This is a genomic window from Pseudomonas marginalis, assembly GCF_008692035.1.
GTDB classification, from domain to species: domain Bacteria; phylum Pseudomonadota; class Gammaproteobacteria; order Pseudomonadales; family Pseudomonadaceae; genus Aquipseudomonas; species Aquipseudomonas marginalis.
This window is the reverse complement of the sequence record NZ_VTFG01000001.1, coordinates 2,815,782-2,838,426: the sequence shown is the minus strand read 5'-3', so window position 1 is coordinate 2,838,426 and position 22,645 is coordinate 2,815,782. Positions and strand designations below refer to the sequence as shown.

Sequence of the window (22,645 nt, the reverse complement as noted above, 5' to 3'; positions counted from 1 at the left end):
AGACGTACCGCCGAAGGCTATCGAGTAAAAATAATTCTCATTTAGTTCAAAATCACCAGCGCGGGGTATTCCGACAACTTCGCTGAGGTGATGTGGGCCAGGGAGCGCACCACATCCAGGGGTTGGTCGAGGCGGTAGTTGCCGGTGACGGCGACGCTGGCGAGCTTGTCGTTGGTGTTGACGATCCAGCCGGGGTAGTAACGACGCAGTTCGGCGAGCACTTCGCTCATCGGGCAGTTTTCGAAAATCAGCCGGCCTTGCACCCAGGCCAGGTCCTTGCTGGCATCCAGCCGGGCCGGTTGGCCAAAGCCCTTGGGCCCGATGCGGATGCTTTCGCCGGCACTCAGGCGCACGCGGGCATCGTCGAAGGTGTTGCTCAGGTCGACATCGCCGCGCTGCACCTGCACCTGGGCTTCGCCGTTGAGGTAGCGCACGGCGAAGGCGGTATCACGCACGCTGGCTCGCACGGGGCCGGCGTCGATTTCCAGGGGCAGGCCATGGCCGGGCATGATTTCGAAAAAGGCTTCGCCCTGGTACAGGCGAACGATCCGCTGGTGGTCCTTGATGCTGCTGGAAAACGCCGAATTGGTGTTCAGCAACACCTTCGAGCCATCGTCCAATTGCAGGCGCTGGCGTTCGCCCACCACCGTGAGATGGTCGGCTTGCAGGCGTACCGGCAGGTTGCTGAAGCTGAACAGGCCGATCAACAGCACGGCGGCGGTGGCCAGCGGTTTCCAGTGCGGCTTGATCCGGCGCCAGCCCCTGGGCTTGCGCGGCGCGGCCAGGGCGACGGCGGCGCTGTGCACCGGCGCGCCACCCCAGGCGGCCTGGGCCTTGCCGAAGGCGTGGACGTGGGCGGGGTCTTGGGCCAGCCAGGCTTCAAACTCGGCCTGCTGCCCGGGCGCTGGGCACTGCAAGGCGATCAGCCAATCGAGGGCCTGGTCCATAGCCGTATCTTGCAACACCTCATGAGCCAGCTCATGGGGGCGCAGTTTATTCGGGTCCGTCACGGTGTTCCTCGGGTCTTCGCCACGTTCTATTCATCTTTCCTACAGCTTGGGTCGACAATTCTGTCGGCTGAAGCTTAAGGCCGATCCAGTCTTTCGGCCACACCTACACAAATGGCCATGATCAATTTCAGTTCCTTTTGCACGGTGCTCAAGGACACGTCCAACTGATCGGCGATCTCCTGGTAGCTGCAACCGTGCAGGCGGCTGAGGATGAAAATCTGCTGCTGGCGCGCGCTCAACTGGCCGAGGCTGATGCTCAGGTGTTCAAGCAATTGCTCGGCCTGGGTTGCGTCTTCGGGGGTGCTGATGGGGGCGGCGACGCTTTGCAGGATCTCCAGCGGTACATCTTCCTGCAGGGTGCGCGCCTGAACCCTGCGCGAACGCAAATGATCCAGCGCCAGGTTACGCGCGGTCTGGTAGACGAAGGGTTCGAGGTGATCGATCGGCCGCTCGCTGAGGGCCCGGGTGACGCGCAGGTAGGTTTCCTGCAACAGGTCCTCGGCGGTGCTGTGGTTATTCACCATCCGCTGCAAGGTGCGTAGCAGAATCACCCGTTGGGTGAGAAAGACTTGGTTGAAGCGAGATTGGCTCACAGTGATACCAGACCGATTTGCAGTTAATGATAATGCTTATCATCAACTCAAATGGCAAGTGGCTATTCCTCTGTGTCTACATAGAACAATGTGGGAAGGGCGGTGCGACGATTCGACTTGCCCCTCCCACAGGACCGCATTACTCGGCGTTGCACAACGCCAGGCAGTTATCCAGCATGCGGTTCGAGAAGCCCCACTCGTTGTCATACCAGGCCAGCACTTTCAGCAGCTTGCCGCTGACCTTGGTGTGGTTGGCATCGAAGATCGACGACAGCGGGTTATGGTTGAAGTCACTGGAGACCAGCGGCAGGGTGTTATAGCCGAGGATCTTCGAGTGTTGGCTGGCTTCCTTGAGCAGTGCGTTGACTTCGTCGGCAGTGGCGTCTTTCTTCAACTGCACGGTGAGGTCCACCAGCGACACGTTGATCACCGGTACACGCACGGCCATGCCGGTCAGCTTGCCTGCCAGCTCCGGCAGCACCAGGCCCACCGCTTCGGCGGCGCCGGTCTTGCTTGGGATCATGTTCTGGGTGGCCGAACGCGCGCGGTACGGGTCGGTGTGGTAGACGTCCGTCAGGTTCTGGTCGTTGGTATAGGCATGAATCGTGGTCATCAAGCCGCTTTCGATACCCAATTCGCGATGCAGCACCTGGGCGACCGGCGCCAGGCAGTTGGTGGTGCACGAGGCGTTGGAGATGATCTGGTGGGATTGACGCAGGATGTCGTGGTTCACGCCGTAGACCACGGTCGCGTCCGCGCCTTTGGCCGGGGCGGAGATGATCACCTTGCGTGCGCCGGCGGTAATATGGGCGGCAGCCTTGTCACGGTCGGTGAACAGACCGGTGCATTCGAACACCACGTCGACCTTGTGCGCCGCCCACGGCAGGTCGGCCGGGTTGCGAATGGCACTGACGGCAATCCGGTCACCATTGACGGTCAGGCTTTCCTGATCGTGGGCGACCTCTGCATCGAAAGTGCCGTGCACGGTGTCGTATTTGAGCAGGTGGGCGTTGATCGAGCTGTCGCCCAAATCATTGATGGCGACGATCTGCAAATCCTGGCGATAGCCTTGGGTATACAGTGCGCGCAGGACATTACGGCCGATACGGCCAAAACCATTGATTGCGATACGAAGAGTCATTGGAAAGTGCCTGTCGTCGATTTGTTGTAAGAATTACAAGATTATTCGCATAAAAATAGAAAACAAGCCTTTTTAGTGGCAATATTTTGTTCAATCTACAACGAGTGACCTGAATCAACTGGTCCGATGATCCAAACGACTCTCTGCCATCCCATGAGCTGCGGGCGTTTGATCAGCATAGACACTCAGGTCGCCACATCCGTTAGCCTGGAGTTCTACACATGCATCCCCGCGTCCTTGAGGTCACCGAACGGCTTATCGCCCGCAGCCGCGCCACTCGTGAGGCTTACCTTGCGCTCATTCGCGGCGCAGCCAGCGACGGTCCGATGCGCGGCAAGCTGCAATGCGCCAACTTCGCCCATGGCGTGGCCGGTTGCGGCACCGAAGATAAAAACAGCCTGCGCATGATGAACGCCGCCAACGTGGCAATTGTTTCGTCATATAACGACATGCTCTCGGCGCACCAGCCGTACGAACATTTCCCGGAACAAATCAAGAAAGCCCTGCGCGAAGTCGGCTCGGTCGGCCAGTTCGCTGGCGGCACCCCGGCCATGTGCGACGGCGTGACCCAGGGCGAGCCCGGCATGGAGCTGAGCCTGCTCAGCCGTGAAGTCATCGCCATGTCCACGGCGGTAGCGCTGTCCCACAACATGTTCGACGCCGCGCTGATGCTGGGCATCTGCGACAAGATCGTGCCCGGCCTGATGATGGGCGCGCTGCGCTACGGCCACCTGCCGATGATCTTCGTACCGGGCGGTCCGATGCCTTCGGGCATCTCCAACAAGCAGAAGGCCGATGTGCGCCAGCGCTACGCCGAAGGCAAGGCCACTCGCGAAGAGCTGCTGGAATCGGAGATGAAGTCCTACCACAGCCCCGGCACCTGCACCTTCTACGGCACCGCCAACACCAATCAACTGCTGATGGAAGTGATGGGCCTGCATTTGCCGGGTGCCTCGTTCGTCAACCCGTACACGCCGCTGCGTGACGCCCTGACCCGCGAAGCCGCGCACCAGGTCACGCGCTTGACCAAGGCCAACGGCAACTTCACGCCGATCGGCGAGATCGTCGATGAGAAATCCATCGTCAACGCCATCGTTGCGCTCAACGCGACGGGCGGCTCCACCAACCACACCCTGCACATGCCGGCCATCGCCATGTCGGCGGGCATCATCCTCACCTGGGATGACATGGCCGACCTCTCCGAGGTGGTGCCGACCCTGTCCCACGTGTATCCAAACGGCAAGGCCGACATCAACCACTTCCAGGCGGCGGGCGGCATGTCGTTCCTGATCCGCGAGCTGCTTGAAGCCGGCCTGCTTCACGACGACGTCAACACCGTGGCGGGCAAGGGCCTGAGCCGTTATGTCCAGGAACCATTCCTGGTCGACGGCGAGCTGGTGTGGCGCGACGGCCCGATCGAAAGCCTCGACGAAACCATCCTGCGCCCGGTGGCGCGTGCGTTCTCGCCGGAAGGCGGCCTGCGTGTGATGGAAGGCAACCTCGGCCGCGGTGTCATGAAAGTCTCTGCCGTAGCGCCTGAGCATCAGATCGTCGAAGCGCCGGCGGTGGTGTTCCAGGACCAGCAGGACCTGGCCGATGCGTTCAAGGCCGGCCAGCTGGAAAAGGATTTTGTCGCCGTGATGCGCTTCCAGGGCCCGCGCTCCAACGGAATGCCGGAACTGCACAAGATGACGCCGTTCCTCGGCGTGCTGCAGGACCGTGGTTTCAAGGTGGCGCTGGTGACAGACGGGCGTATGTCCGGCGCGTCGGGTAAGATCCCCGCCGCGATTCACGTCAACCCCGAAGCCCAGAGCGGCGGGCCACTGGCACGGGTCAAAGATGGCGATATCATTCGCGTGGATGGCGTGAAGGGCACCTTGGAGCTTAAGGTGGACGCCGAAGAATTTGCAGCGCGCACGCCTGCCACGGGCCTGTTGGGCAATAACGTGGGGGCCGGTCGCGAGCTGTTTGCATTTATGCGCTTGGCCGCAAGCTCCGCAGAGCAGGGCGCCAGCGCCTTTACCTGTGCCTTGGAGACGCTTAAGTGAAGCTAGCGCTGGTCGGTGACATCGGGGGTACCAACGCCCGTTTTGCGTTGTGGCGAGATCAGGCACTGCATTCGATCCGGGTGCATGCCACGGCTGATCACCAAAGCCCTGAGGACGCGATCAAGGTCTACCTCAAGGAAGAAGGCCTGCAAATCGGCGACATCGGTGCGGTGTGCCTGTCGGTCGCCGGGCCGGTGAGCGGGGATGAATTCAAATTCACCAACAATCACTGGCGCTTGAGCAAGACTGCGTTTTGCCAGGCCTTACAGGTGGATGAACTGCTGCTGGTCAATGACTTCTCGGCCATGGCCCTGGGCATGACGCGTCTTAAACCCGACGAATTCCGCGTGGTCTGCCCTGGCACGCCGGAACCGTTGCGCCCGGCGGTGGTGATCGGTCCGGGTACCGGCCTGGGCGTCGGTACCCTGCTGGACCTCGGCGCAGGCCGTTACGCGGCGTTGCCGGGGGAGGGCGGCCACGTCGACCTGCCCCTGAGCAGCCCACGGGAAACCCAGCTGTGGCAGCATATCTACACCGAGATCGGCCACGTCAGCGCCGAAACCGCCTTGAGCGGTGGCGGTCTGCCGCGTCTGTACCGGGCGATTTGCGCGGTCGATGGCCACACACCCGTGCTCGACACCCCCGAAGCCATCACGGCGGCGGGCCTGGCGGGCGACCCGGTGGCCATGGAAGTGTTGGATCAATTCAGCATCTGGCTGGGCCGGGTGGCCGGCAACAATGTGCTGACCACCGGTGGACGCGGTGGTGTGTATATCGTGGGTGGGGTGATTCCGCGGTTTGCCGACTTCTTCATCCACAGCGGTTTTGCCAGGAGCTTCAGTGACAAAGGCTGCATGAGCGACTACTTCAAGGGCATCCCGGTGTGGCTGGTGACCGCGCCGTATTCCGGGTTGACCGGGGCGGGCGTCGCATTGGAGCAGGCGTTTGCCTGACCCGCACCACCTAATAACAACAAGGAGGACCCCGTGAGCGTAATCAGTAAATCGATTCTCCTCGTCGACGACGACCAGGAAATCCGCGAATTGCTGCAGACCTACCTCAGTCGCGCCGGTTTCCAGGTGCGTGGCGTGCCGGATGGCGCGGGGTTCCGCCAGGCGATGAACGAGGCGCCGTGCGATCTGGTCATCCTCGATGTGATGCTGCCGGACGAAGACGGTTTCAGCCTTTGCCGCTGGATTCGCCAGCACCCGCGCCAGGCGCAGGTGCCGATCATCATGCTCACCGCCAGTTCCGACGAAGCCGACCGTGTGATCGGCCTGGAACTGGGGGCCGACGACTATATCGGCAAGCCCTTCAGCCCCCGTGAGTTGCAGGCGCGGATCAAGGCCTTGTTGCGCCGCTGCCAGTTCGGCCAGGAGCGCAGCGGCAATGGCGATGTGCTGGTGTTCGATGAGTGGCGCCTGGATATGATCAGTCATCGGCTGTTCCACGTGGATGGCGAAGAGGTGATCCTCTCCGGTGCCGACTTTGCCCTGCTCAAGCTGTTTCTCGATCACCCGCAGCAGATTCTCGACCGCGACACCATCGGCAATGCCACCCGTGGCCGCGACCTGATGCCGCTGGACCGGATCGTCGACATGGCTGTCAGCCGCCTGCGTCAACGCCTGCGCGACACCGAAAAACCCCCGAGGCTGATCCGCACCGTGCGCGGCAGCGGCTATCAACTGGCAGCCAGCGTGGTTGCCGGCAATGCCCACTGAGCCGCTGAGCGAACGCCGCCGGCGCTTCCCGGTACCGCGCTCGCTGCTGGGGCGCATGTTGTTGCTGACCTTGCTTGCAGTGCTGTTCGCCCAGGCGCTGTCCAGCGTGATCTGGGTCTCGCAGTTGCGCGCCACCCAGCTAGAAGGCCTGGTCACCAGCGCCCGTAGCCTGGCGCACTCGATGACCGCCAGCGTGAGTTATTTCCGTTCGTTGCCGGTGGCCTATCGGCCGTTGGTCCTTGACCAGCTGCGCAGTATGGGCGGCACCCGTTTTGTCGTGACCCTCAATGATCGGCCCCTCGACATGCAAGTGTTGCCGCAAACCCCGCGTAAACAGGCGGTGCTGGTGGCCGTGGATGAAGTCCTGCGCCAGACCCTGGGCGCCGACGTGCCTATCTCGGTGGAGTTCGTCAGCGCCGAAGACCTGCGCATCTTCAACGCCGGCTTGAAACTGGATGAGTTGCCGCGCTCCTGGGCCCATTACGCGCTGACCCTGGAACCGGTCAATCCGCCGGTATTGGTGACCCAGATCGAACTCGCCCCCGGCGAATGGCTGTACATCGCTTCGCTGTTGCCCGAGCCCTACACCAGCCTGGAAGAACAGGGCCTGCCGTCCCAGCAGGTGTGGTTTATCGTGCTGACCAGCGGCTTCTTGCTGCTGTTCATCGGCCTGCTGGTGCACTGGCAAAGCCGGCCGCTCAAGCGCCTGGCGCGGGCGGCGCGAGACATGTCCCTGGGGGCCGATGTGGAGCCGGTGGCCGAAGGCGGCGGCAGTGAAGTGGTGGAAGTGGGCCGCGCGTTCAATGCCATGCGCGAACGCATCAGCCGTTACCTCACGGAGCGCAGCCAGTTGTTCAGCGCGATTTCCCACGACCTGCGCACACCGATTACCCGCCTGCGCCTGCGCGTGGAATTGCTCGAAGACGAGAACCTGCAAACCAAGTTCGGCCGTGACCTGGATGAGTTGGAGTTGCTGGTCAAAGGCGCGCTGCAATGTGTGAAAGACACCGATATCCACGAGAACATCCAGCCGGTCGACCTCAACCATGTGCTCGAATGCCTGGTGGAGCCTTATGTGGCCCCCAACGGCAACGGCCGGGTCACCCTGGACGGCGCAGCGGTGGCGGCGTACCCGGGCAAGCCGCTGGCGCTCAAGCGCTGCATCGGCAACCTGATCGACAATGCCTTGAAGTACGGGCAGAACGCCCATTTGCGTATTGAGGACGATGGCGCGGAGTTCATCCTGCACGTCGACGACGAAGGCCCTGGCGTGCCGGAACAGCGTTTGGAACAGGTCTTCGAACCGCATTTTCGCCTGGCCGGCCAGCAGCAGGGCTACGGTTTGGGCTTGGGTATTGCGCGCAATATTGCCCATAGCCATGGCGGTGAAGTGAGTTTGCAGAATTTGCGTGAGGGCGGCTTGCGGGTCACCCTGCAACTGCCCAGGACCCTGGACTGAAAACACCATTGGACAAATAGGGGAGGGGGCACACCCCTTCCCACATTTTGATCGTCTGTGTGTCAGACGCTTTGGCGCAGTCGTGCCAAATCCCTCAGCGGCGGTGCCCCAAACAACCGGCTGTACTCCCGGCTGAACTGCGACGGGCTTTCATACCCCACCCGATACCCCGCCGCCGACGCTTCCAGCCCTTCGGCAATCATCAGCCGACGTGCCTCCTGCAAGCGCAGCTGCTTTTGGTACTGCAACGGACTCATGGCGGTAATTGCCTTGAAACGGTGATGCAGGGTCGAGACGCTGAGGTTCACTTCCTTGGCCAGGTCATCGATGCGCAGCGGTTGTTCGTAGTTGCCATTGAGCCACTTGATCGCCTGGCTGACGCGATGGCTCTGGCTGTTGGCCACGGCAATTTCATACAGGCGATAACCCTGGGGACCGCGCAGCAGGCGGTAGAGGATTTCACGGTTGATCAGCGGCGCCAGCATGGCAATGTCTTTGGGCGTATCCAGCAGGCGCGCCAGGCGCAGCACGGCGTCGAGCAACTGGGGATCGATGCGGTCCACATACATCCCGCGCGATGTCGGGCGCGTGGGCACGCCCATGGGGCCGGCCTCGGCGATCAAGGCAGTGAGCTGCGCCGGGTCGATATTGATGCGTACTGACAGGTTTGGATCTTCCGGCGTGGCATCGATGATCCGCCCGGCCACGGGCATCGCCACCGAGAACACCAGGTAATTGAGCGGGTCGTAGGCAAAGATTTCGTCGGCCAGGCGCACTTCCTTGCTGCCGTTGGCAAGGATGCACAACGCCGGCTCCACCAGCACCGGCATGAAGTCACGCGGTGTGTTGTGGCGGTTCAGGAACAGTGACGTAATCGCCGTGCCATAGGAGCCGTCTTCCCAGGTATGACGATGCACGATGCTCGCCAGCTCGGCGCGCTGTTTTTCCGTCTCGGCGTCGAGGGGCATGGACTGATGTTCGGGCGACGGCATAAGGCGTCCTCTGCATGCTTTTTTGATGGGCTCAGCTTAGCGGCGGCTTTTCAAGCAGTGTTAGGTCGATTCTGCACAATCCTTGCCTGATCCTGCGACGCGTCGCGAATCAGGCAAGTTCTCGGGCTGTCATGTCCCTGAAACAAGGCGTTTGCCTGTGGAATCGAGTCGGCGGTCCCTCCGTCCTTCCTACGCTTCTCGCAGGATTGTGCAATAAGCCTGCAGGAATTGACTAACCGCGCCCGCACCCGCGCCGTTATCTTTGATCCTGTGGCAACACGCCCCCACAGTGCTTGCCGAGCATCACTTCTCAACGGGAGAGTCGAACATGTCCACCCCCATTCCCGCGAGCCATATGGCCTTTATCCGCGCCCGCACCGGGTGCAGCACCGAACTGGGTGCACGCTTGAGCAGTTTGATCGAACCGGGCCGCCAGGCTCAGGGTTGCCTGCAATTTTCGTTGCAGCATTCCCAGGTCGATCCCGATGTCTGGTTGATCTCGGGTTTCTGGAGCAGCGAGCAGGCGATGAGCGCCTACTTCAACTCGCCGGCCCTGATGATCTTCACCGAGCTGTTGAACGACATGGTCGTGCGCAGCATGGACTTCCAGACCTTCACCGATGCCTCTGCCGCCAATGCCTACGGCGAGTACCTGCAACTGGCCGGTTAATGGTTAGAATGGCCCACTTTTCCATTGGCCAGGACCTGCAACATGGCACGTAAACAATTTGCCCACCACGAAGCCGTTTCCGCCGTAGTACCGGGTGAAGGGGGCTACAGCGCCGCCGTCGCCGTCAAGGCACTTGATGGCATGGGCGCCCCGCAGTTTCACAAGATCCTGGATGGACAGACGTTCAAGACCGCCTCCGATGCCGATGATGCAGCCACCGTGCAGCTTGAACGGTTGATCGGTGTGGATGAAGAGGGTCAACTGACCTGGGCGAGCGCCGCCAGCTGAACAACGCCGACCCTCTAATGTGGGAGGGGGCTTGCTCCCGATAGCAGTGTGTCAGTCAACAACGATGTTGGATGTGCCATTGCCATCGGGGGCAAGCCCCCTCCCACTTTTTTGGTGTATTTCAGTCAGGGTTTGCTGGCGCCTGGGCGATACATCTTGAACAACGCCTCCGGCCCCAGCTGGAAGTAGTCTGCCGGGCCACCGCCACGCAAAATCGGCTCCGCGGCTGCGGTGTCGTACACCCCATCCTTGAGCAGCCACTTGGCAATGTGCACCGCGACCACCTCGCCCAGCACCAGCCAGCTGGGCACCAACTGCTGGTCGGCGCGCTGCAGCTGGATGATCTGCGTCACCTTGCACTCGAACGACACCGGGCTCTCGCCCACTCGCGGCACGCCGACGATTTTCGACGCCACCGGTGTCAGGCCGGACAACTCGAACTCATTCACCTCCGGCGAGACGGCCGCGCAGCTCTGGTTCATCTGCTCGGCCAGCGGGCGGGTGGCCAGGTTCCACACAAACTCGCCGGTCTGTTCGATGTTGTTCAGGCTGTCTTTGCGCCCGACGCTGGAAAACCCAATGATCGGTGGAATGTAGTTGAACGCATTGAAAAAACTGTAGGGCGCCAGGTTCAGGCGCCCGTTATTGTCGTGGGATGAAATCCAGCCAATCGGCCGTGGCCCGACAATGGCATTGAACGGGTCGTGTGGCAGGCCGTGGCCGTTGGCCGGTTCGTAGAAGTGGATATCGTCAGGCATGGCCGGGTTCCTGCTGCGGGGTTCTGGGAGGCCGTCATAGTGCAATCCACGGCGACGAATTTCCATCGGCCCTATGGAATTTTCATTCAGCGGCCACCTATTTTTCACAGCGGCCCGTTCAGTCTGCGCCCAAGGTCGATACCCCCTATAAGACTGAGCCTCGGAGCCTTCTACCGCATGAATAAACTTCCTCAGATCACCCTGGCGTTCTGGGTCATGAAAATCTGCGCAACCACCCTGGGCGAAACCGCCGGGGACTTGTTGTCGATGACCCTGAACGTCGGTTACGCCATCAGCTCGATGATCCTTATCAGCGTGTTCCTGGTCACTCTGGTGACACAACTCTGGTCGAAAACCTACAACCCGGTGCTGTACTGGATCGTGATCCTTTCCACCAGCACCGCCGGCACCACCATGTCGGACTTCATGGACCGCACCCTGGGCCTGGGCTACGCCACCGGGTCGATGATCCTGATCGTGATCCTGATGATCATCTTTGCCTTGTGGCACCTCAGTGGTGACTCGCTGAACGTGAACAAGGTGCAGACTTTCCGAGGCGAGCTGTTCTACTGGATGGCGATCCTGTTCTCCAACACCCTGGGCACTGCGTTGGGCGACTTCCTGGCGGACGATTCGGGGCTCGGCTTTGCCGGTGGCGCCTTGTTGATTGGCTCGACCATTGCCGCGGTAGTGGCGCTCAAGTACTTCACCCAAATCTCGTCGGTGCTGTTGTTCTGGGTGGCGTTTGTACTGACCCGGCCGTTTGGTGCAACCCTGGGCGACTTCCTGACCAAGCCCCATGAAAAGGGCGGATTGGATTTCGGCACCATTGGATCGTCGGCGGTATTGGCGGCGGTGCTGGTGGTGATGATTGTCGGGGCGTCGTATGCACAGCGACGGTATGGCCGGAGCCCGGTAGCAGAGGTGTCCTGATTCAACAGGTGGGAGGGGGCAAGCCCGCTCCCACATTTGTTACTGCATCCAACCGTTAGTCCGTGGTGATGCGCGAATGCTTGCGTGTGTCCTTCATGGTCACATAGACCGCCAGCGACACTGCAATACACGCAGTCACATACCAGTAGTAACCGGTTTCCATGCCGATGCTCTTGAACCACAGCGCGATGTATTCAGCGGTACCGCCGAAGATCGACACGGTCAGTGCATAGGGCAGGCCCACGCCCAGGGCGCGGATTTCGGTTGGGAACAGTTCAGCCTTGACCACGGCGTTGATCGAGGTGTAGCCGCTGACGATGATCAGCGCGGCCATGATCAGGAAGAACGCGCCCCACCAGGTCTGGATAGTGTGCAGGGTGGTGAGGATCGGTACGGTGAACAGCGTGCCGAGGATGCCGAAGGCGATCAGGATCGGCCGACGCCCGACTTTATCCGACAGCCCACCGACGATCGGTTGCAGGCACATGAACAGGAACAGCGTTGCCGCCGAGATCGTGGTGGAGTCGGAAATGCTCATGCCGACGGTGTTCACCAGGTACTTCTGCATGTAGGTGGTGTAGGTGTAGAAAGCCAGGGTGCCGCCCATGGTCAGGCCGACCACGGTCATCAGTTCCTTGGGGTGGCGCATCAAGGTGCGCATGGCGCTTTCCTTGGCTTTTTCCTTCTTGGTGAACGACTCGGTTTCTTCCATGCCGCGACGCAGGTACAGCGCGACCACTGCGCACAGGGCGCCGATGGCGAACGGGATACGCCAGCCCCAGTCGTACAGTTGCTCGGTGGTAAGGATCTGCTGCAGCACGATCAGCACGGCCAGGGCGATAAGCTGGCCGGAGATCAGGGTCACGTACTGGAAGCTGGAGAAGAAACCGCGACGTTCCTTGGTGGCCATTTCACTCAGGTAGGTGGCCGAGGTGCCGTATTCGCCACCGACCGACAAGCCTTGCAGCAGGCGGGCGAACACCAGCAGGATCGGTGCGCCGACGCCGATGGTTTCGTAACCGGGGCTCAGGGCGATGATCAACGAGCCGAAGCACATCAGCAGGACCGACGCCATCAGTGCTGCTTTGCGACCCGCACGGTCGGCGTACAGGCCCATCAGCCAGCCACCGATGGGGCGCATCAGGAAGCCCACGGCGAAGATCGCGGCGGTGTTGAGCAATTGGGCGGTGGTGTCGCCTTTCGGGAAAAAGGCTTTGGCGAAGTACAGCGAGAACGCGGCGTAGACATACCAGTCGTACCACTCGACCATGTTGCCGACCGATCCGCTGAAGATCGATTTGATGCGGCTGGTGGTGGTGCGTTCCTTGGCCGGCGCTGCCGCCGACCCCAGGGGCAAGGTGTTGGAGTTATCCATTGAAGGATCCTTCATCTAGTTGTTTTTATGGAGCGGCGCGAGCGCAGCCTGGCTGGGGCTATAGCAGGAGCTGTGCCAGGTAGATGAAGGCCCGGTCTAGAAGGGGCTGGGTTTTATTTTGGGCGGAAAGTCGCTGATGTTTTTGAGGGTGATGAGCGGAAATCCGCTCATTCGTCTTTCAGGAACATGTCCCTGGCCAACCCATGGCGCTGCATCTTTTCGTTGAAGGTGCGCCGTGGCAACTGCAACTCCGCCAGCACCGCCTTGATATCGCCTTTATACCGGGTCAATGCAGCCTTCAGGCAATGGGCCTCGAACGCCTCCTGCTGCGCGGCCAGCGATTGCCCGGCTTCGATCCCTTCCGGCTCCGGCTCGCCAAGGCCCAGCACCTGGCGTTCGGCGACGTTGGCCAGCTCACGCACGTTGCCCGGCCAGTCATGGCTGAGCAGGCGGCCCAACTGCGCGCCGCTCAGCGGTTCCGCGCTGCGGCCCAGGCGCTCGGCGGCGCTTTGGGCAAAGTGATCGAACAGCAGCGGGATGTCTTCGCGGCGCTCGCGCAGGGGCGGCAGGCGCAGTTGTGCAACGTTCAGCCGATAGGCCAGGTCTTCGCGAAAGCGCCCGGCGCGGGCTTCTTCCAGCAGGTCCGGCTTGGTGGCGGCAATGATGCGTAAATCCACATGAATGCTTTGATTGGAGCCCAGGCGTTCCAGCTTCTGATCCTGCAACACCCGCAACAGCTTCACTTGCTGGGCCAGGGGCATGCTTTCGATTTCATCGAGGAACAGCGTGCCGCCATGGGCGTACTCCAGTTTGCCGATGCGCTTGCCCTGGGCACCGGTGAAGGCGCCGCTTTCGTGGCCGAACAGTTCGGCCTCGAACAGTTGCTCGGGAATCGCCGCGCAATTGAGCGCCACAAACGGTTTTTTCGCACGGGGGCCGAAGTCATGCAGGCAACGGGCGACCAGCTCCTTGCCGCTGCCGGTCTCGCCACGGATCAGCACGTTGACCGGCAAGGTCGCCAGGTCGAGTACCTGTCGGCGCAGGTTCTGCAAGCCACGGGACACGCCGAGCAGGCTCGACTCCAACTGTGCCCGATGATCGGCCTGTTGGTGCAGGCGGCGGTTTTCGAGGATCAGCCCGCGCTTGTCCAATGCGCGGCGCAGGCTGTTGAGCAAGGCATCGGGGCTGAAGGGTTTTTCCAGGAAGTCGTAGGCGCCGTCGCGCATGGCTTCGACGGCCATCGGTACATCGCCATGTCCGGTCAGCAGGATGACGGGCAGGTCGGCGTCACGGCGCTGCACTTCGGCCAGCAGCTCCAGGCCGCTGAGCCCGGGCATGCGCACGTCGCTCAGGATCACCCCGGGAAAGTCCTTGGGCAGTTGCGCCAGGCAGGCTTCGGCGCGGCTGAACAACTGCACCTCGAACCCCGACAAGCTCAGCCATTGCTCGACGGCCGTCCGAATGCTGGCTTCGTCATCGACCACAATCACCGCGTTCAACATAAGTCGGGTGTCTCCAGCGCGATAGGCAAGGTCAGGGTAAATACCGCGCCGTCGCCACGGTTACTGGCGCTCAGGCGTCCGCCCAATTCGTGCACGATAGCGTAGGAAACCGCCAGGCCCAAGCCGAGCCCGTCGCCCACCGGCTTGGTGGTAAAGAACGGGTCGAACACGCTGTTGAGGTGCTCTTCGGCAATCCCGCCGCCGCTGTCGCTGACCGTGAGTTGCCACAGTTGCTGGTCGGCATGCAGGCGGATTTCCAGGCGCTTGCGGGGTTTGTCGGCCATGGCGTCGAGGGCGTTGCGCAGCAGGTTGATCAGCACCTGTTCGAGGCGGATCGCGTCGCCGCGTACCCAGGCGGGGCGGGTCAGGTCCAGCACGGTGCCGATGGCTTCATCACGCAGGCGCGCGTCGAGCAGGTGCAGGGACTGGTCGACCACGGTGGCCAGGTCAAGGCGTTCGCGCAGGCCGCTGGGGCTTTTGCGCGCAAAGGTCTTGAGGTGGCCGGTCAGCGCGGCCATGCGTGTGAGCATATCGTCCAGTGGGGTCAGGGCCTTGTAGGCGTCGTCCACCCGACCGTGGTCCAACAGCAACCGCAGGGTCGCCAACTGCATGCGCTGGGCGGTCAGCGGCTGGTTGATCTCATGGGCGAGGGCGGCGGACATCTGCCCCAACGCCGCTAATTTCGCCGATTGCACCAGGCCATCCTGGGCCGTGCGCAGGGCCTGGGTGCGCTCTTCCACAAGCTGTTCGAGTTCTTCGCGGCTGCGCTGGCGCAAACGGGCCAGGCGCCAGCGTTGGCTGAGGAACAGCACCAGGAACACCAGCGCCAGCCAGGAGCCGGCGGCGGCAAGGCCGGCGTTGCGCTGGTCTTCAAAAGCGAACTGGGGTTTGCGCAACAGGTGCAGGGTCCAGCCCTCGGCCTTCAGCGGCAGGGACTCCCAGATGTAATTGGCGTTGCCATCGGGGCCGTTGACGCGCATCAGGTGGCTGTTTTCGTCGAAGCGTTGCAACGTCTGGGTGTCCAGCGGCTGCAGTTGTTTCTTGTCGTATTGGCGGGTGGCCTTGAGTTCGACCAGATCGCTGGCCGACAACGGGTGCAGGTTGCGATAACGCCAGCCCGGTTGGTTGGCGATAAACACGATGCCGCGTGCGTCGCTGACCAGCAACAGGTCATCGCCCTGGGCCCATTCGCGCTCCAGCTCAGGGAATTCCAGTTTCACCACCATGGCGCCAAGGAACTGCTCGTGTTCATCCAGCACGGCGCTGGAGAGGAAATACCCCGGGATCCCGGTGGTTACGCCGACCGCGTAAAAGCGCCCGGTGCCCTGGCTCTTGGTCTGGCTGAAATACGGCCGAAACGCGTAGTTGTGCCCGACATAACTGCTCGGCAAGTTCCAGTTGCTGGCGGCCACGGCCAGGCCGGTGCGGTCCATTAACTCCAGGGTGGAGGACTGCGCCGCTCCATTGATGCGTTCGAGCTTGCGGTTGAGCAGGTCCTGGGTGCCGGCGTCCAACGGGCCTTTGAGCGCGTTGATCATCTCCGAGTCCAGCGCCAGCACGGCGGGCAGGGCGCGGTAGCGTTCGATCAGGGTGTGCAGGGAATTGGCGTACAGCGCCAGCTGCTGGTTGGCGCGGGCCGCATCGTCCACCAAAGCCTGGCGTTCGGCATGGCGCGTGGCCAAGGCCGCGGCCAGCAGCGCACCGGCGATGATCAGCAGGGAGTAGAAGGTCAGGCGCAGCGGGCGAGGGATCACGATCATACGGTGATGGGCAGGCACGGTAAGGGGAGTGCACCATAGCATGAGCGGCTTGGGTCTTGTGGTGAGGGGCTGTCGTGGCTGAAGGGAGAGTGGGCTTCTTGTGGTGAGCGGGGCAAGCCCGCTCACCACAATAAACCCGCTTGCCATAGGTGAATCAGCAGGCAATAAAAAAGCGACCGGGCCATGGGCCGCGGTCGCCTCAGTCTTGGGGGAGGGTGCTTACTGCACTTCTACCGCCAGGCTTTCACTGATCTTTTTCTGCCAGATGGCAGGACCGGTGATGTGGACGGATTCGCCCTTGCTGTCCACCGCAACGGTGACCGGCATGTCTTTCACGTCGAACTCGTAGATCGCTTCCATGCCCAGTTCGGCGAAGGCCACTACACGCGACTTCTTGATGGCTTGGGCCACCAGGTAAGCGGCGCCGCCCACGGCCATCAGGTACACGGCCTTGTGGTCCTTGATCGCTTCGATCGCGGTAGGGCCGCGCTCGGATTTACCGATCATGCCCAGCAGGCCGGTTTGCTCGAGGATCTGACGGGTGAACTTGTCCATCCGTGTCGCGGTGGTCGGACCGGCAGGGCCAACCACTTCTTCGCGCACCGGATCAACCGGGCCGACGTAGTAGATAAAGCGACCCTTGAGGTCCACCGGCAGGCTTTCGCCCTTGTTCAGCATCTCGACCATGCGCTTGTGCGCGGCGTCGCGACCGGTGAGCATCTTGCCGTTGAGCAGCACGGTTTCGCCCGGCTTCCAGCTCTGTACTTCTTCCGGGGTCAGGGTGTCGAGGTTGACACGGCGGGCCGATGGGCCGGCTTCCCAGACGATTTCCGGGTAGGCGTCCAGCGGTGGCGCTTCCAGCGACGCCGGGCCCGAACCGTCGAGCACGAAGTGCGCGTGACGGGTGGCGGCGCAGTTGGGGATCATGCACACCGGCAGCGAAGCGGCGTGGGTCGGGTAGTCCATGATCTTCACGTCGAGCACGGTGGTCAGGCCACCCAGGCCCTGGGCGCCGATGCCCAGTTGGTTGACCTTCTCGAACAACTCCAGGCGCATCTCTTCGATACGGTTCTGCGGGCCGCGCTTTTTCAGCTCGTGGATGTCGATGGATTCCATCAACACTTCCTTGGCCATCACCGCGGCTTTCTCGGCGGTGCCGCCGATGCCGATGCCGAGCATGCCCGGTGGGCACCAGCCGGCGCCCATGGTCGGAACGGTCTTGAGCACCCAGTCGACGATCGAGTCGGACGGGTTGAGCATGGCCATCTTCGACTTGTTCTCGGAACCGCCGCCCTTGGCCGCCACATCCACTTCCACGGTGTTACCCGGAACGATGGAGTAGTGGATCACGGCCGGGGTGTTGTCCTTGGTGTTTTTACGCGCACCGGCCGGGTCGGCCAGGATGGAGGCGCGCAGGACGTTTTCCGGCAGGTTGTAGGCGCGACGCACGCCTTCGTTGATCATGTCGTCCAGGCCCATGGTGGCGCCATCCCAACGTACGTCCATGCCCACGCGCACGAACACGGTGACGATACCGGTGTCCTGGCAGATCGGGCGATGGCCGGTGGCGCACATGCGCGAGTTGATCAGGATCTGCGCGATGGAGTCACGGGCTGCCGGCGATTCTTCGCGCAGGTAGGCCTCGTGCATCGCCTGGATGAAATCAACGGGGTGGTAGTAGGAAATGAATTGCAGGGCGTCGGCAACGCTCTGAATCAGGTCGTCTTGCTTGATCACGGTCATGAGTCGCGCTCCTCTATAAGGGAACATTCAATAAAGGTGGGCTCAGTGGGGTGCATCGGTCGGCTGAGTCCACCTTTCCAAGGCACGCCAAGTGGTGCAGGCGCGACGCTAAAAAGGCGCGGCAGTATAACCCGGCACGGTGGCCGATACACCCGACTATGGTCAAACTGTCGCAGGCATGATTCCCTGTGCGCGCCCCTTGTGATCGAGTCCTGCTATGCCTGAACTGTACGTCGGCGAACACCATTGGTCGGTAGCCACCGGCAGCAACCTGCTGGATGCCTTGAACCAGGCGGGTGTGGCCGTGCCTTACAGTTGCCGTGCCGGCAGCTGCCATGCTTGCCTGGTGCGGTGCCAGGGCGAGGTCGAGGACCGGCAGCCCGCTGCTTTGAGCCCGGCACAACGCCAGGAGGGCTGGCGCCTGGCGTGCCAGTGCCAGGTGATCGGCGATCTGCAGGTCGAGGCGTTCGACCCGCTGCGGGACGGCCTGCCGGCCCAGGTGGTGGGGGCCGATTGGTTGAATACCTCGGTGCTGCGCCTGCGGCTGCAACCGGAGCGTGGACTGCGGTATCGCGCCGGGCAGCACATGGTGTTGTGGGCCGGGCAGGTGGCACGGCCTTATTCCCTGGCCAGCCTGCCTCAGGAGGATGCCTTCCTGGAGTTTCATATCGATTGCCGCCAGCCCGGCGCATTCAGCGATGCCGCGCGCGCGTTGTCGGTGGGTGATCGCCTGCGCCTGGGAGAACTGCGTGGCGGAGCACTGCAATACGATCCCGACTGGCAATCCCGGCCGCTGTGGCTGCTGGCTTCCGGTACCGGCCTGGGGCCGCTGTGGGGTGTGCTGCGCGAGGCGTTGCGCCAGGATCACCAGGGCGCCATCCGTATGATTCACCTGGCCCATGATGCCGACGGTCATTACCTGGCCGAGCCCCTGGCCGAACTGGCTGCGCGTCATCCGAACCTGACGGTGGAGCTGTGGACTGCGGCGCAGTTGGCCCAGGCATTGGCGCAACTGCGGCTTGTTTCCCGGCAAACCCTGGCCTTACTCTGCGGGCATCCTGTCAGCGTCGAGGCCTTCTCCAAGCGCCTGTTCCTGGCGGGGCTGCCGCGCAATCAACTGCTGGCCGATGTGTTCCTGCCCCGTGGTTGAGTGCTGAATTCCACTGCCGTGAGATTCGCCATGACCGACGCCATCCTGCTGCAACGCGAGCGCGGGCTGCTGACCCTGCAGCTCAATCGCCCGGATAAGAAAAACGCCCTGACCCGAGCCATGTACAGCCAATTGGCCGAGGCGTTGGAGCAGGCCGATGCGGACCCGCAGATCAATGCCGTGCTGATCCAGGGCAGCAGCGAGTGTTTTACCGCTGGCAACGACATCGGCGATTTTCTTGAACAGCCGCCCGGCGACCTCGACAGCCCACCGTTTCACTTTATGAAAAGCCTGCTCAACTGCCGCAAGCCGGTGATCGCAGCCGTAGCGGGTGCGGCGGTGGGGATCGGCACGACCCTGCTGCTGCATTGCGACCTGGTGTACATCAGCCGCGATGCACGGTTACGCATGCCGTTCGTCAATTTGGGGCTGTGCCCGGAGTTTGGGTCGAGCCTGATCCTCCCGCGTTTATTGGGGCACGCGAAGGCGGCTGAACTGCTGTTGCTGGGTGAGGGCTTCAGCGGCGAACAAGCGGCCGCGTGGGGGATTGCTACCGAAGCGTTGGGCAGTGGCGAGGCGGCGTTGGCCAAGGCGCGGGAGATGGCCGAGCGCTTTGAAACCCTGGCGCCGGGAGCGGTGCAGGTCTGCAAGCAGTTGATGAAGAGCGTGGACCGTGAGCAGTTGCGGCAAGTGATCGAGGAAGAGGGGGCGTTGTTTGTGCAGCGCTTGAAGTCGCCGGAAGCGATTGCGGCGCTGTCGGGGTTTATGGACAGGCGTTAACCCGATGTGGGTGCGACGATTCGACATGCTCCCTGCCACACGGAAAGCAAAAAGCCCCGCCATTCACATGGCGGGGCTTTTGGTTTTCAGCCTGTCACTCAGACCATTGGGTCGCCAACGTGCAGGATCTTCATGCCGTTGGTGCCGCCGATGGTGTGGTAGCTGTCGCCTTTGGTCAGGATGACCCAGTCGCCTTTCTCCACTACGCCGCGCTTGATCAGCTCGTCGATGGCCGCCTGGCTGACTTCATGGGGCGGCAACGACGCCGGGTCGAACGGCACGGTGTATACGCCACGGAACATGGCCGCACGGGCCTGGGTTTCGCGGTGCGGGGAGAACGCGTAGATCGGTACCGAAGAACGGATACGCGACATGATCAACGGCGTATAGCCACTTTCGGTCAGGGCAATGATCGCTTTCACGCCCGGGAAGTGGTTGGCGGTGTACATGGCGGCCAGGGCGATGCTCTGGTCGCAGCTTTCGAACACTTTGCCGATGCGGTGGCTGGAGGTCTTGCTGGTCGGGTGCTTTTCGGCACCGACGCAGATACGCGCCATGGCCTGCACGGCTTCCAGTGGGTACGGGCCGGCGGCACTTTCGGCCGAGAGCATCACGGCGTCGGTGTAGTCGAGCACGGCGTTGGCCACGTCGGACACTTCGGCGCGGGTCGGCATCGGGTTCTGGATCATCGACTCCATCATCTGGGTCGCGACGATCACCGCTTTGTTGTGGCGGCGCGCGTGCAGGATGATCTTTTTCTGGATGCCGATCAGCTCGGCGTCGCCGATTTCCACACCCAGATCGCCACGGGCAACCATCACCGCGTCGGACGCCTTGATCAGGCCGTCGAGGGTTTCGTCATCGGCCACGGCTTCGGCGCGTTCGATCTTCGCCACCAGCCAGGCGGTACCGCCGGCTTCGTCGCGCAGTTTACGGGCGTATTCCATGTCGGCAGCGTCGCGCGGGAAGGACACGGCGAGGTAGTCCACTTCCATTTCAGCGGCGAGCTTGATGTCGGCCTTGTCTTTTTCAGTCAGGGCTGGGGCGGTCAAGCCACCGCCGCGACGGTTGATGCCTTTGTGATCGGACAGCGGGCCGCCGATGATCACAGTGCAATTCAATTCAGTCGGGGTCGCGGTGTCGACGCGCATCACCACGCGACCGTCGTCCAGCAGCAGCTCGTCACCGACGCCGCAATCCTTGACCAGGTCCGGGTAGTCGATACCCACGACGTCCTGGGTGCCTTCGGTCAGCGGGTGGCTGGTGGAGAAGGTGAATTTGTCACCGATCTTCAGCTCGATACGCTTGTTGGCGAATTTGGCGATACGGATTTTCGGGCCTTGCAGGTCACCCAGCAGTGCGACGAAGCGGCCATGCTTGGCGGCCAGGTCACGCACCAGCTTGGCGCGAGCCTTGTGCTCGTCCGGGGTGCCGTGGGAGAAGTTCAGACGGGCAACGTCCAAACCAGCCAGAATCAGCTGTTCGAGGACTTCCGGCGAGTTGCTGGCCGGGCCAAGGGTGGCGACGATTTTGGTACGACGGACGGACATGCACAGACTCCTGAGTTCAAGCGCTGAGGAAGGCTACTATGCTCTTTGGTTGTAGTCATTGTTCGTTTGCACTACTTATCGACGATTCGCTTGTTTTCGCGCCGGTTGAATAGATGAACATCCTTGAAGATTTTTGACGAGGGGTCGATACACTGCACAAGACAGGAGAACCTTCATGCGAATTTTGCTCATTGCTGCCCTGGCCGTCAGTGTTGTCGGCTGCACCCGTTGGTCGATGGACCACCATTTGAACAATGCCTACCGTGCGTACAAGGTCGGTGATTGCGAGCGTGTCACTTTGGAACTATCCCAGGTCGACCGCGAGAGCCGTACCCGGCGTTATGTTCAGCCGGAAGTTTCGATGTTGCGCGGGCAATGCCTGGAACGCCAGAAACTGTTCGTCGACGCCGTGCAAACCTATCAATTCATCATTAACCAGTACCCGTCGAGCGAGTACGCCTACCGTGCCCGCGCGAGGGTGGATACCTTGCAGCAACTGGGCCATTACCCCGGTGCGAGCGTGGCACAGCCGCGGCCCGCCTCTTTGTAATGGCATTCGTCATTTAATAACTGGCCCGTTGCCAGTCTTGGGCTATTCTTTCAACGTTCGTTTGTACAAGTTTCTATTCGAACGGATGCAGGGCCCGGATTCGGCAGCTGTCGAGTGACAAAATGTTGTCCGTTGTCACACCGAGATCCAGGGAGAGCGAGCAATTGCGCTCGTTCCGAATCACTGGCACGGCCAGAGTCATGGCCACTGGATGGCGATCTCACCATGTTTACCGACCGACGGATCGAGCGGCATCAACTACCGTATTTCCTGCAAGTGTTTAACCGTGTCACCGACAAACCCATAGGTTTTTTGGGTAACGTCTCTGACGACGGGCTGATGTTGGTCAGCCAGTTACCCATGATGGTCGATGTGGACTTCGAGTTGCGTTTGAAGATACCCGGGGCTGACGACACGTTCCATGTCATTGACATCACGGCGACCTGCCTGTGGAGCCATGAAGATATCAACCCGCAGCACTATGATTCCGGGTTCAGCGTGCTTGAAGCCCCCGAGGAATATGGGCAACTGATCAACGTGCTGTTGCAGTACTTCAGTTTTGATTCCTTGCAGGCTTCGGCCTAGAAGCAGCGCGCTGTCGACGCGGCCGGGGTGCTGCCAT

General features: G+C 61.9%; 21 protein-coding genes. 11 read left to right on the top strand and 10 right to left on the bottom strand.

What is annotated here, in order from left to right; translation table 11 throughout:
- Window positions 1-41: 41 nt before the first annotated feature.
- From FX984_RS13305 to gap, 3 genes are all read right to left on the bottom strand, one after another.
- Entirely contained in the window at window positions 42-1,010 is a 969-nt protein-coding gene (locus FX984_RS13305) for a FecR family protein (protein ID WP_098478837.1), read from the bottom strand.
- 74 nt (window positions 1,011-1,084) lie between these two features.
- Complete coding sequence (locus tag FX984_RS13300) at window positions 1,085-1,603, bottom strand: RNA polymerase sigma factor (protein ID WP_098478838.1); 519 nt, start codon at window positions 1,601-1,603, stop codon at window positions 1,085-1,087.
- A gap of 139 nt (window positions 1,604-1,742) precedes the next feature.
- Window positions 1,743-2,744, bottom strand: coding sequence for a type I glyceraldehyde-3-phosphate dehydrogenase (gap, locus tag FX984_RS13295; protein WP_065925864.1), 1,002 nt, complete (start codon window positions 2,742-2,744; stop codon window positions 1,743-1,745).
- Between the two features lie 221 nt (window positions 2,745-2,965).
- Here gap and edd point away from each other — a divergent pair, with 221 nt between their 5' ends.
- The 4 genes from edd to FX984_RS13275 are packed head-to-tail and all read left to right on the top strand — an operon-like array spanning window position 2,966 to window position 7,972.
- Window positions 2,966-4,792 (top strand): phosphogluconate dehydratase, encoded by a 1,827-nt coding sequence (gene edd / locus FX984_RS13290; protein ID WP_027605498.1) that lies wholly within the window; start codon window positions 2,966-2,968, stop codon window positions 4,790-4,792.
- A complete protein-coding gene (locus FX984_RS13285) occupies window positions 4,789-5,745 on the top strand; it encodes a glucokinase (protein WP_027605499.1) in 957 nt (318 codons plus the stop codon). Before edd ends, FX984_RS13285 begins: the two co-directional genes overlap by 4 nt.
- A gap of 33 nt (window positions 5,746-5,778) precedes the next feature.
- Window positions 5,779-6,513 carry a response regulator gene (locus FX984_RS13280; protein ID WP_024077192.1) on the top strand — a complete coding sequence of 245 codons (735 nt, stop codon included), beginning with the start codon at window positions 5,779-5,781 and terminating at the stop codon, window positions 6,511-6,513.
- On the top strand, window positions 6,503-7,972 hold the full coding sequence (locus FX984_RS13275) for an ATP-binding protein (protein ID WP_027605500.1): 1,470 nt from the start codon (window positions 6,503-6,505) through the stop codon (window positions 7,970-7,972). The genes FX984_RS13280 and FX984_RS13275 overlap by 11 nt, the downstream gene beginning before the upstream one ends.
- A 62-nt stretch (window positions 7,973-8,034) precedes the next feature.
- On the opposite strand, the gene FX984_RS13270 is transcribed toward FX984_RS13275, so the two are convergent.
- Window positions 8,035-8,964 (bottom strand): AraC family transcriptional regulator, encoded by a 930-nt coding sequence (locus tag FX984_RS13270; protein WP_027605501.1) that lies wholly within the window; start codon window positions 8,962-8,964, stop codon window positions 8,035-8,037.
- A gap of 328 nt (window positions 8,965-9,292) precedes the next feature.
- On the opposite strand from FX984_RS13270, the gene FX984_RS13265 reads away from it, so the two are divergent.
- Together FX984_RS13265 and FX984_RS13260 are read left to right on the top strand one after the other, a co-directional pair.
- Complete coding sequence (locus FX984_RS13265; protein ID WP_065925866.1) at window positions 9,293-9,634, top strand: antibiotic biosynthesis monooxygenase family protein; 342 nt, start codon at window positions 9,293-9,295, stop codon at window positions 9,632-9,634.
- Window positions 9,635-9,676: 42 nt separating this feature from the next.
- Window positions 9,677-9,922, top strand: a complete 246-nt coding sequence (locus tag FX984_RS13260) for a hypothetical protein (RefSeq protein WP_027605503.1) — start codon at window positions 9,677-9,679, stop codon at window positions 9,920-9,922.
- A 125-nt stretch (window positions 9,923-10,047) separates the two neighbouring features.
- On the opposite strand, the gene FX984_RS13255 is transcribed toward FX984_RS13260, so the two are convergent.
- Window positions 10,048-10,680, bottom strand: a complete 633-nt coding sequence (locus tag FX984_RS13255; protein ID WP_092358366.1) for a flavin reductase family protein — start codon at window positions 10,678-10,680, stop codon at window positions 10,048-10,050.
- A 177-nt stretch (window positions 10,681-10,857) separates the two neighbouring features.
- Here FX984_RS13255 and FX984_RS13250 point away from each other — a divergent pair, with 177 nt between their 5' ends.
- Window positions 10,858-11,613, top strand: a complete 756-nt coding sequence (locus FX984_RS13250; protein WP_065939190.1) for a COG4705 family protein — start codon at window positions 10,858-10,860, stop codon at window positions 11,611-11,613.
- A 55-nt stretch (window positions 11,614-11,668) separates the two neighbouring features.
- On the opposite strand, the gene FX984_RS13245 is transcribed toward FX984_RS13250, so the two are convergent.
- The 4 genes from FX984_RS13245 to FX984_RS13230 all read right to left on the bottom strand — a co-directional run bounded on the left by FX984_RS13245 (window position 11,669) and on the right by FX984_RS13230 (window position 17,993).
- Window positions 11,669-12,988 (bottom strand): MFS transporter, encoded by a 1,320-nt coding sequence (locus tag FX984_RS13245; protein ID WP_065939189.1) that lies wholly within the window; start codon window positions 12,986-12,988, stop codon window positions 11,669-11,671.
- Window positions 12,989-13,155: 167 nt separating this feature from the next.
- Window positions 13,156-14,490 carry a sigma-54-dependent transcriptional regulator gene (locus FX984_RS13240; protein WP_027605507.1) on the bottom strand — a complete coding sequence of 445 codons (1,335 nt, stop codon included), beginning with the start codon at window positions 14,488-14,490 and terminating at the stop codon, window positions 13,156-13,158.
- Window positions 14,484-16,250: an ATP-binding protein gene (locus FX984_RS13235; RefSeq protein ID WP_027605508.1), complete on the bottom strand. Its 1,767-nt coding sequence runs from the start codon at window positions 16,248-16,250 to the stop codon at window positions 14,484-14,486. Before FX984_RS13235 ends, FX984_RS13240 begins: the two co-directional genes overlap by 7 nt.
- Window positions 16,251-16,469: 219 nt before the next feature.
- Window positions 16,470-17,993, bottom strand: a complete 1,524-nt coding sequence (locus FX984_RS13230) for a fumarate hydratase (RefSeq protein ID WP_027605509.1) — start codon at window positions 17,991-17,993, stop codon at window positions 16,470-16,472.
- Window positions 17,994-18,210: 217 nt separating this feature from the next.
- Between FX984_RS13230 and FX984_RS13225 the strand changes: the two genes are divergently transcribed.
- Together FX984_RS13225 and FX984_RS13220 are read left to right on the top strand one after the other, a co-directional pair.
- Entirely contained in the window at window positions 18,211-19,143 is a 933-nt protein-coding gene (locus FX984_RS13225; RefSeq protein WP_146477295.1) for an iron-sulfur-binding ferredoxin reductase, read from the top strand.
- Between the two features lie 30 nt (window positions 19,144-19,173).
- Window positions 19,174-19,923 (top strand): enoyl-CoA hydratase-related protein, encoded by a 750-nt coding sequence (locus FX984_RS13220; protein ID WP_092358372.1) that lies wholly within the window; start codon window positions 19,174-19,176, stop codon window positions 19,921-19,923.
- 98 nt (window positions 19,924-20,021) lie between these two features.
- Here FX984_RS13220 and pyk read toward each other — a convergent pair whose 3' ends face one another.
- On the bottom strand, window positions 20,022-21,473 hold the full coding sequence (gene pyk / locus FX984_RS13215; RefSeq protein WP_027605512.1) for a pyruvate kinase: 1,452 nt from the start codon (window positions 21,471-21,473) through the stop codon (window positions 20,022-20,024).
- Between the two features lie 175 nt (window positions 21,474-21,648).
- Between pyk and FX984_RS13210 the strand changes: the two genes are divergently transcribed.
- Together FX984_RS13210 and FX984_RS13205 are read left to right on the top strand one after the other, a co-directional pair.
- Complete coding sequence (locus tag FX984_RS13210) at window positions 21,649-22,023, top strand: tol-pal system YbgF family protein (RefSeq protein WP_146477297.1); 375 nt, start codon at window positions 21,649-21,651, stop codon at window positions 22,021-22,023.
- Window positions 22,024-22,248: 225 nt separating this feature from the next.
- Complete coding sequence (locus FX984_RS13205) at window positions 22,249-22,608, top strand: PilZ domain-containing protein (protein ID WP_098478843.1); 360 nt, start codon at window positions 22,249-22,251, stop codon at window positions 22,606-22,608.
- The last annotated feature ends 37 nt before the right edge of the window (window positions 22,609-22,645 follow it).

What these genes read in the sequence shown, in the direction of transcription:
- gap (WP_065925864.1), bottom strand. Translation starts at nt 2,744, where the DNA reads ATGACTCTTCGTATCGCAATCAATGGTTTTGGCCGTATCGGCCGTAAT.
- edd (WP_027605498.1), top strand. Translation starts at nt 2,966, where the DNA reads ATGCATCCCCGCGTCCTTGAGGTCACCGAACGGCTTATCGCCCGCAGC.
- FX984_RS13275 (WP_027605500.1), top strand. Translation starts at nt 6,503, where the DNA reads ATGCCCACTGAGCCGCTGAGCGAACGCCGCCGGCGCTTCCCGGTACCG.
- FX984_RS13270 (WP_027605501.1), bottom strand. Translation starts at nt 8,964, where the DNA reads ATGCCGTCGCCCGAACATCAGTCCATGCCCCTCGACGCCGAGACGGAA.
- FX984_RS13265 (WP_065925866.1), top strand. Translation starts at nt 9,293, where the DNA reads ATGTCCACCCCCATTCCCGCGAGCCATATGGCCTTTATCCGCGCCCGC.
- FX984_RS13260 (WP_027605503.1), top strand. Translation starts at nt 9,677, where the DNA reads ATGGCACGTAAACAATTTGCCCACCACGAAGCCGTTTCCGCCGTAGTA.
- FX984_RS13255 (WP_092358366.1), bottom strand. Translation starts at nt 10,680, where the DNA reads ATGCCTGACGATATCCACTTCTACGAACCGGCCAACGGCCACGGCCTG.
- FX984_RS13250 (WP_065939190.1), top strand. Translation starts at nt 10,858, where the DNA reads ATGAATAAACTTCCTCAGATCACCCTGGCGTTCTGGGTCATGAAAATC.
- FX984_RS13245 (WP_065939189.1), bottom strand. Translation starts at nt 12,988, where the DNA reads ATGGATAACTCCAACACCTTGCCCCTGGGGTCGGCGGCAGCGCCGGCC.
- FX984_RS13240 (WP_027605507.1), bottom strand. Translation starts at nt 14,490, where the DNA reads ATGTTGAACGCGGTGATTGTGGTCGATGACGAAGCCAGCATTCGGACG.
- FX984_RS13235 (WP_027605508.1), bottom strand. Translation starts at nt 16,250, where the DNA reads ATGATCGTGATCCCTCGCCCGCTGCGCCTGACCTTCTACTCCCTGCTG.
- FX984_RS13230 (WP_027605509.1), bottom strand. Translation starts at nt 17,993, where the DNA reads ATGACCGTGATCAAGCAAGACGACCTGATTCAGAGCGTTGCCGACGCC.
- FX984_RS13225 (WP_146477295.1), top strand. Translation starts at nt 18,211, where the DNA reads ATGCCTGAACTGTACGTCGGCGAACACCATTGGTCGGTAGCCACCGGC.
- FX984_RS13220 (WP_092358372.1), top strand. Translation starts at nt 19,174, where the DNA reads ATGACCGACGCCATCCTGCTGCAACGCGAGCGCGGGCTGCTGACCCTG.
- pyk (WP_027605512.1), bottom strand. Translation starts at nt 21,473, where the DNA reads ATGTCCGTCCGTCGTACCAAAATCGTCGCCACCCTTGGCCCGGCCAGC.
- FX984_RS13210 (WP_146477297.1), top strand. Translation starts at nt 21,649, where the DNA reads ATGCGAATTTTGCTCATTGCTGCCCTGGCCGTCAGTGTTGTCGGCTGC.
- FX984_RS13205 (WP_098478843.1), top strand. Translation starts at nt 22,249, where the DNA reads ATGTTTACCGACCGACGGATCGAGCGGCATCAACTACCGTATTTCCTG.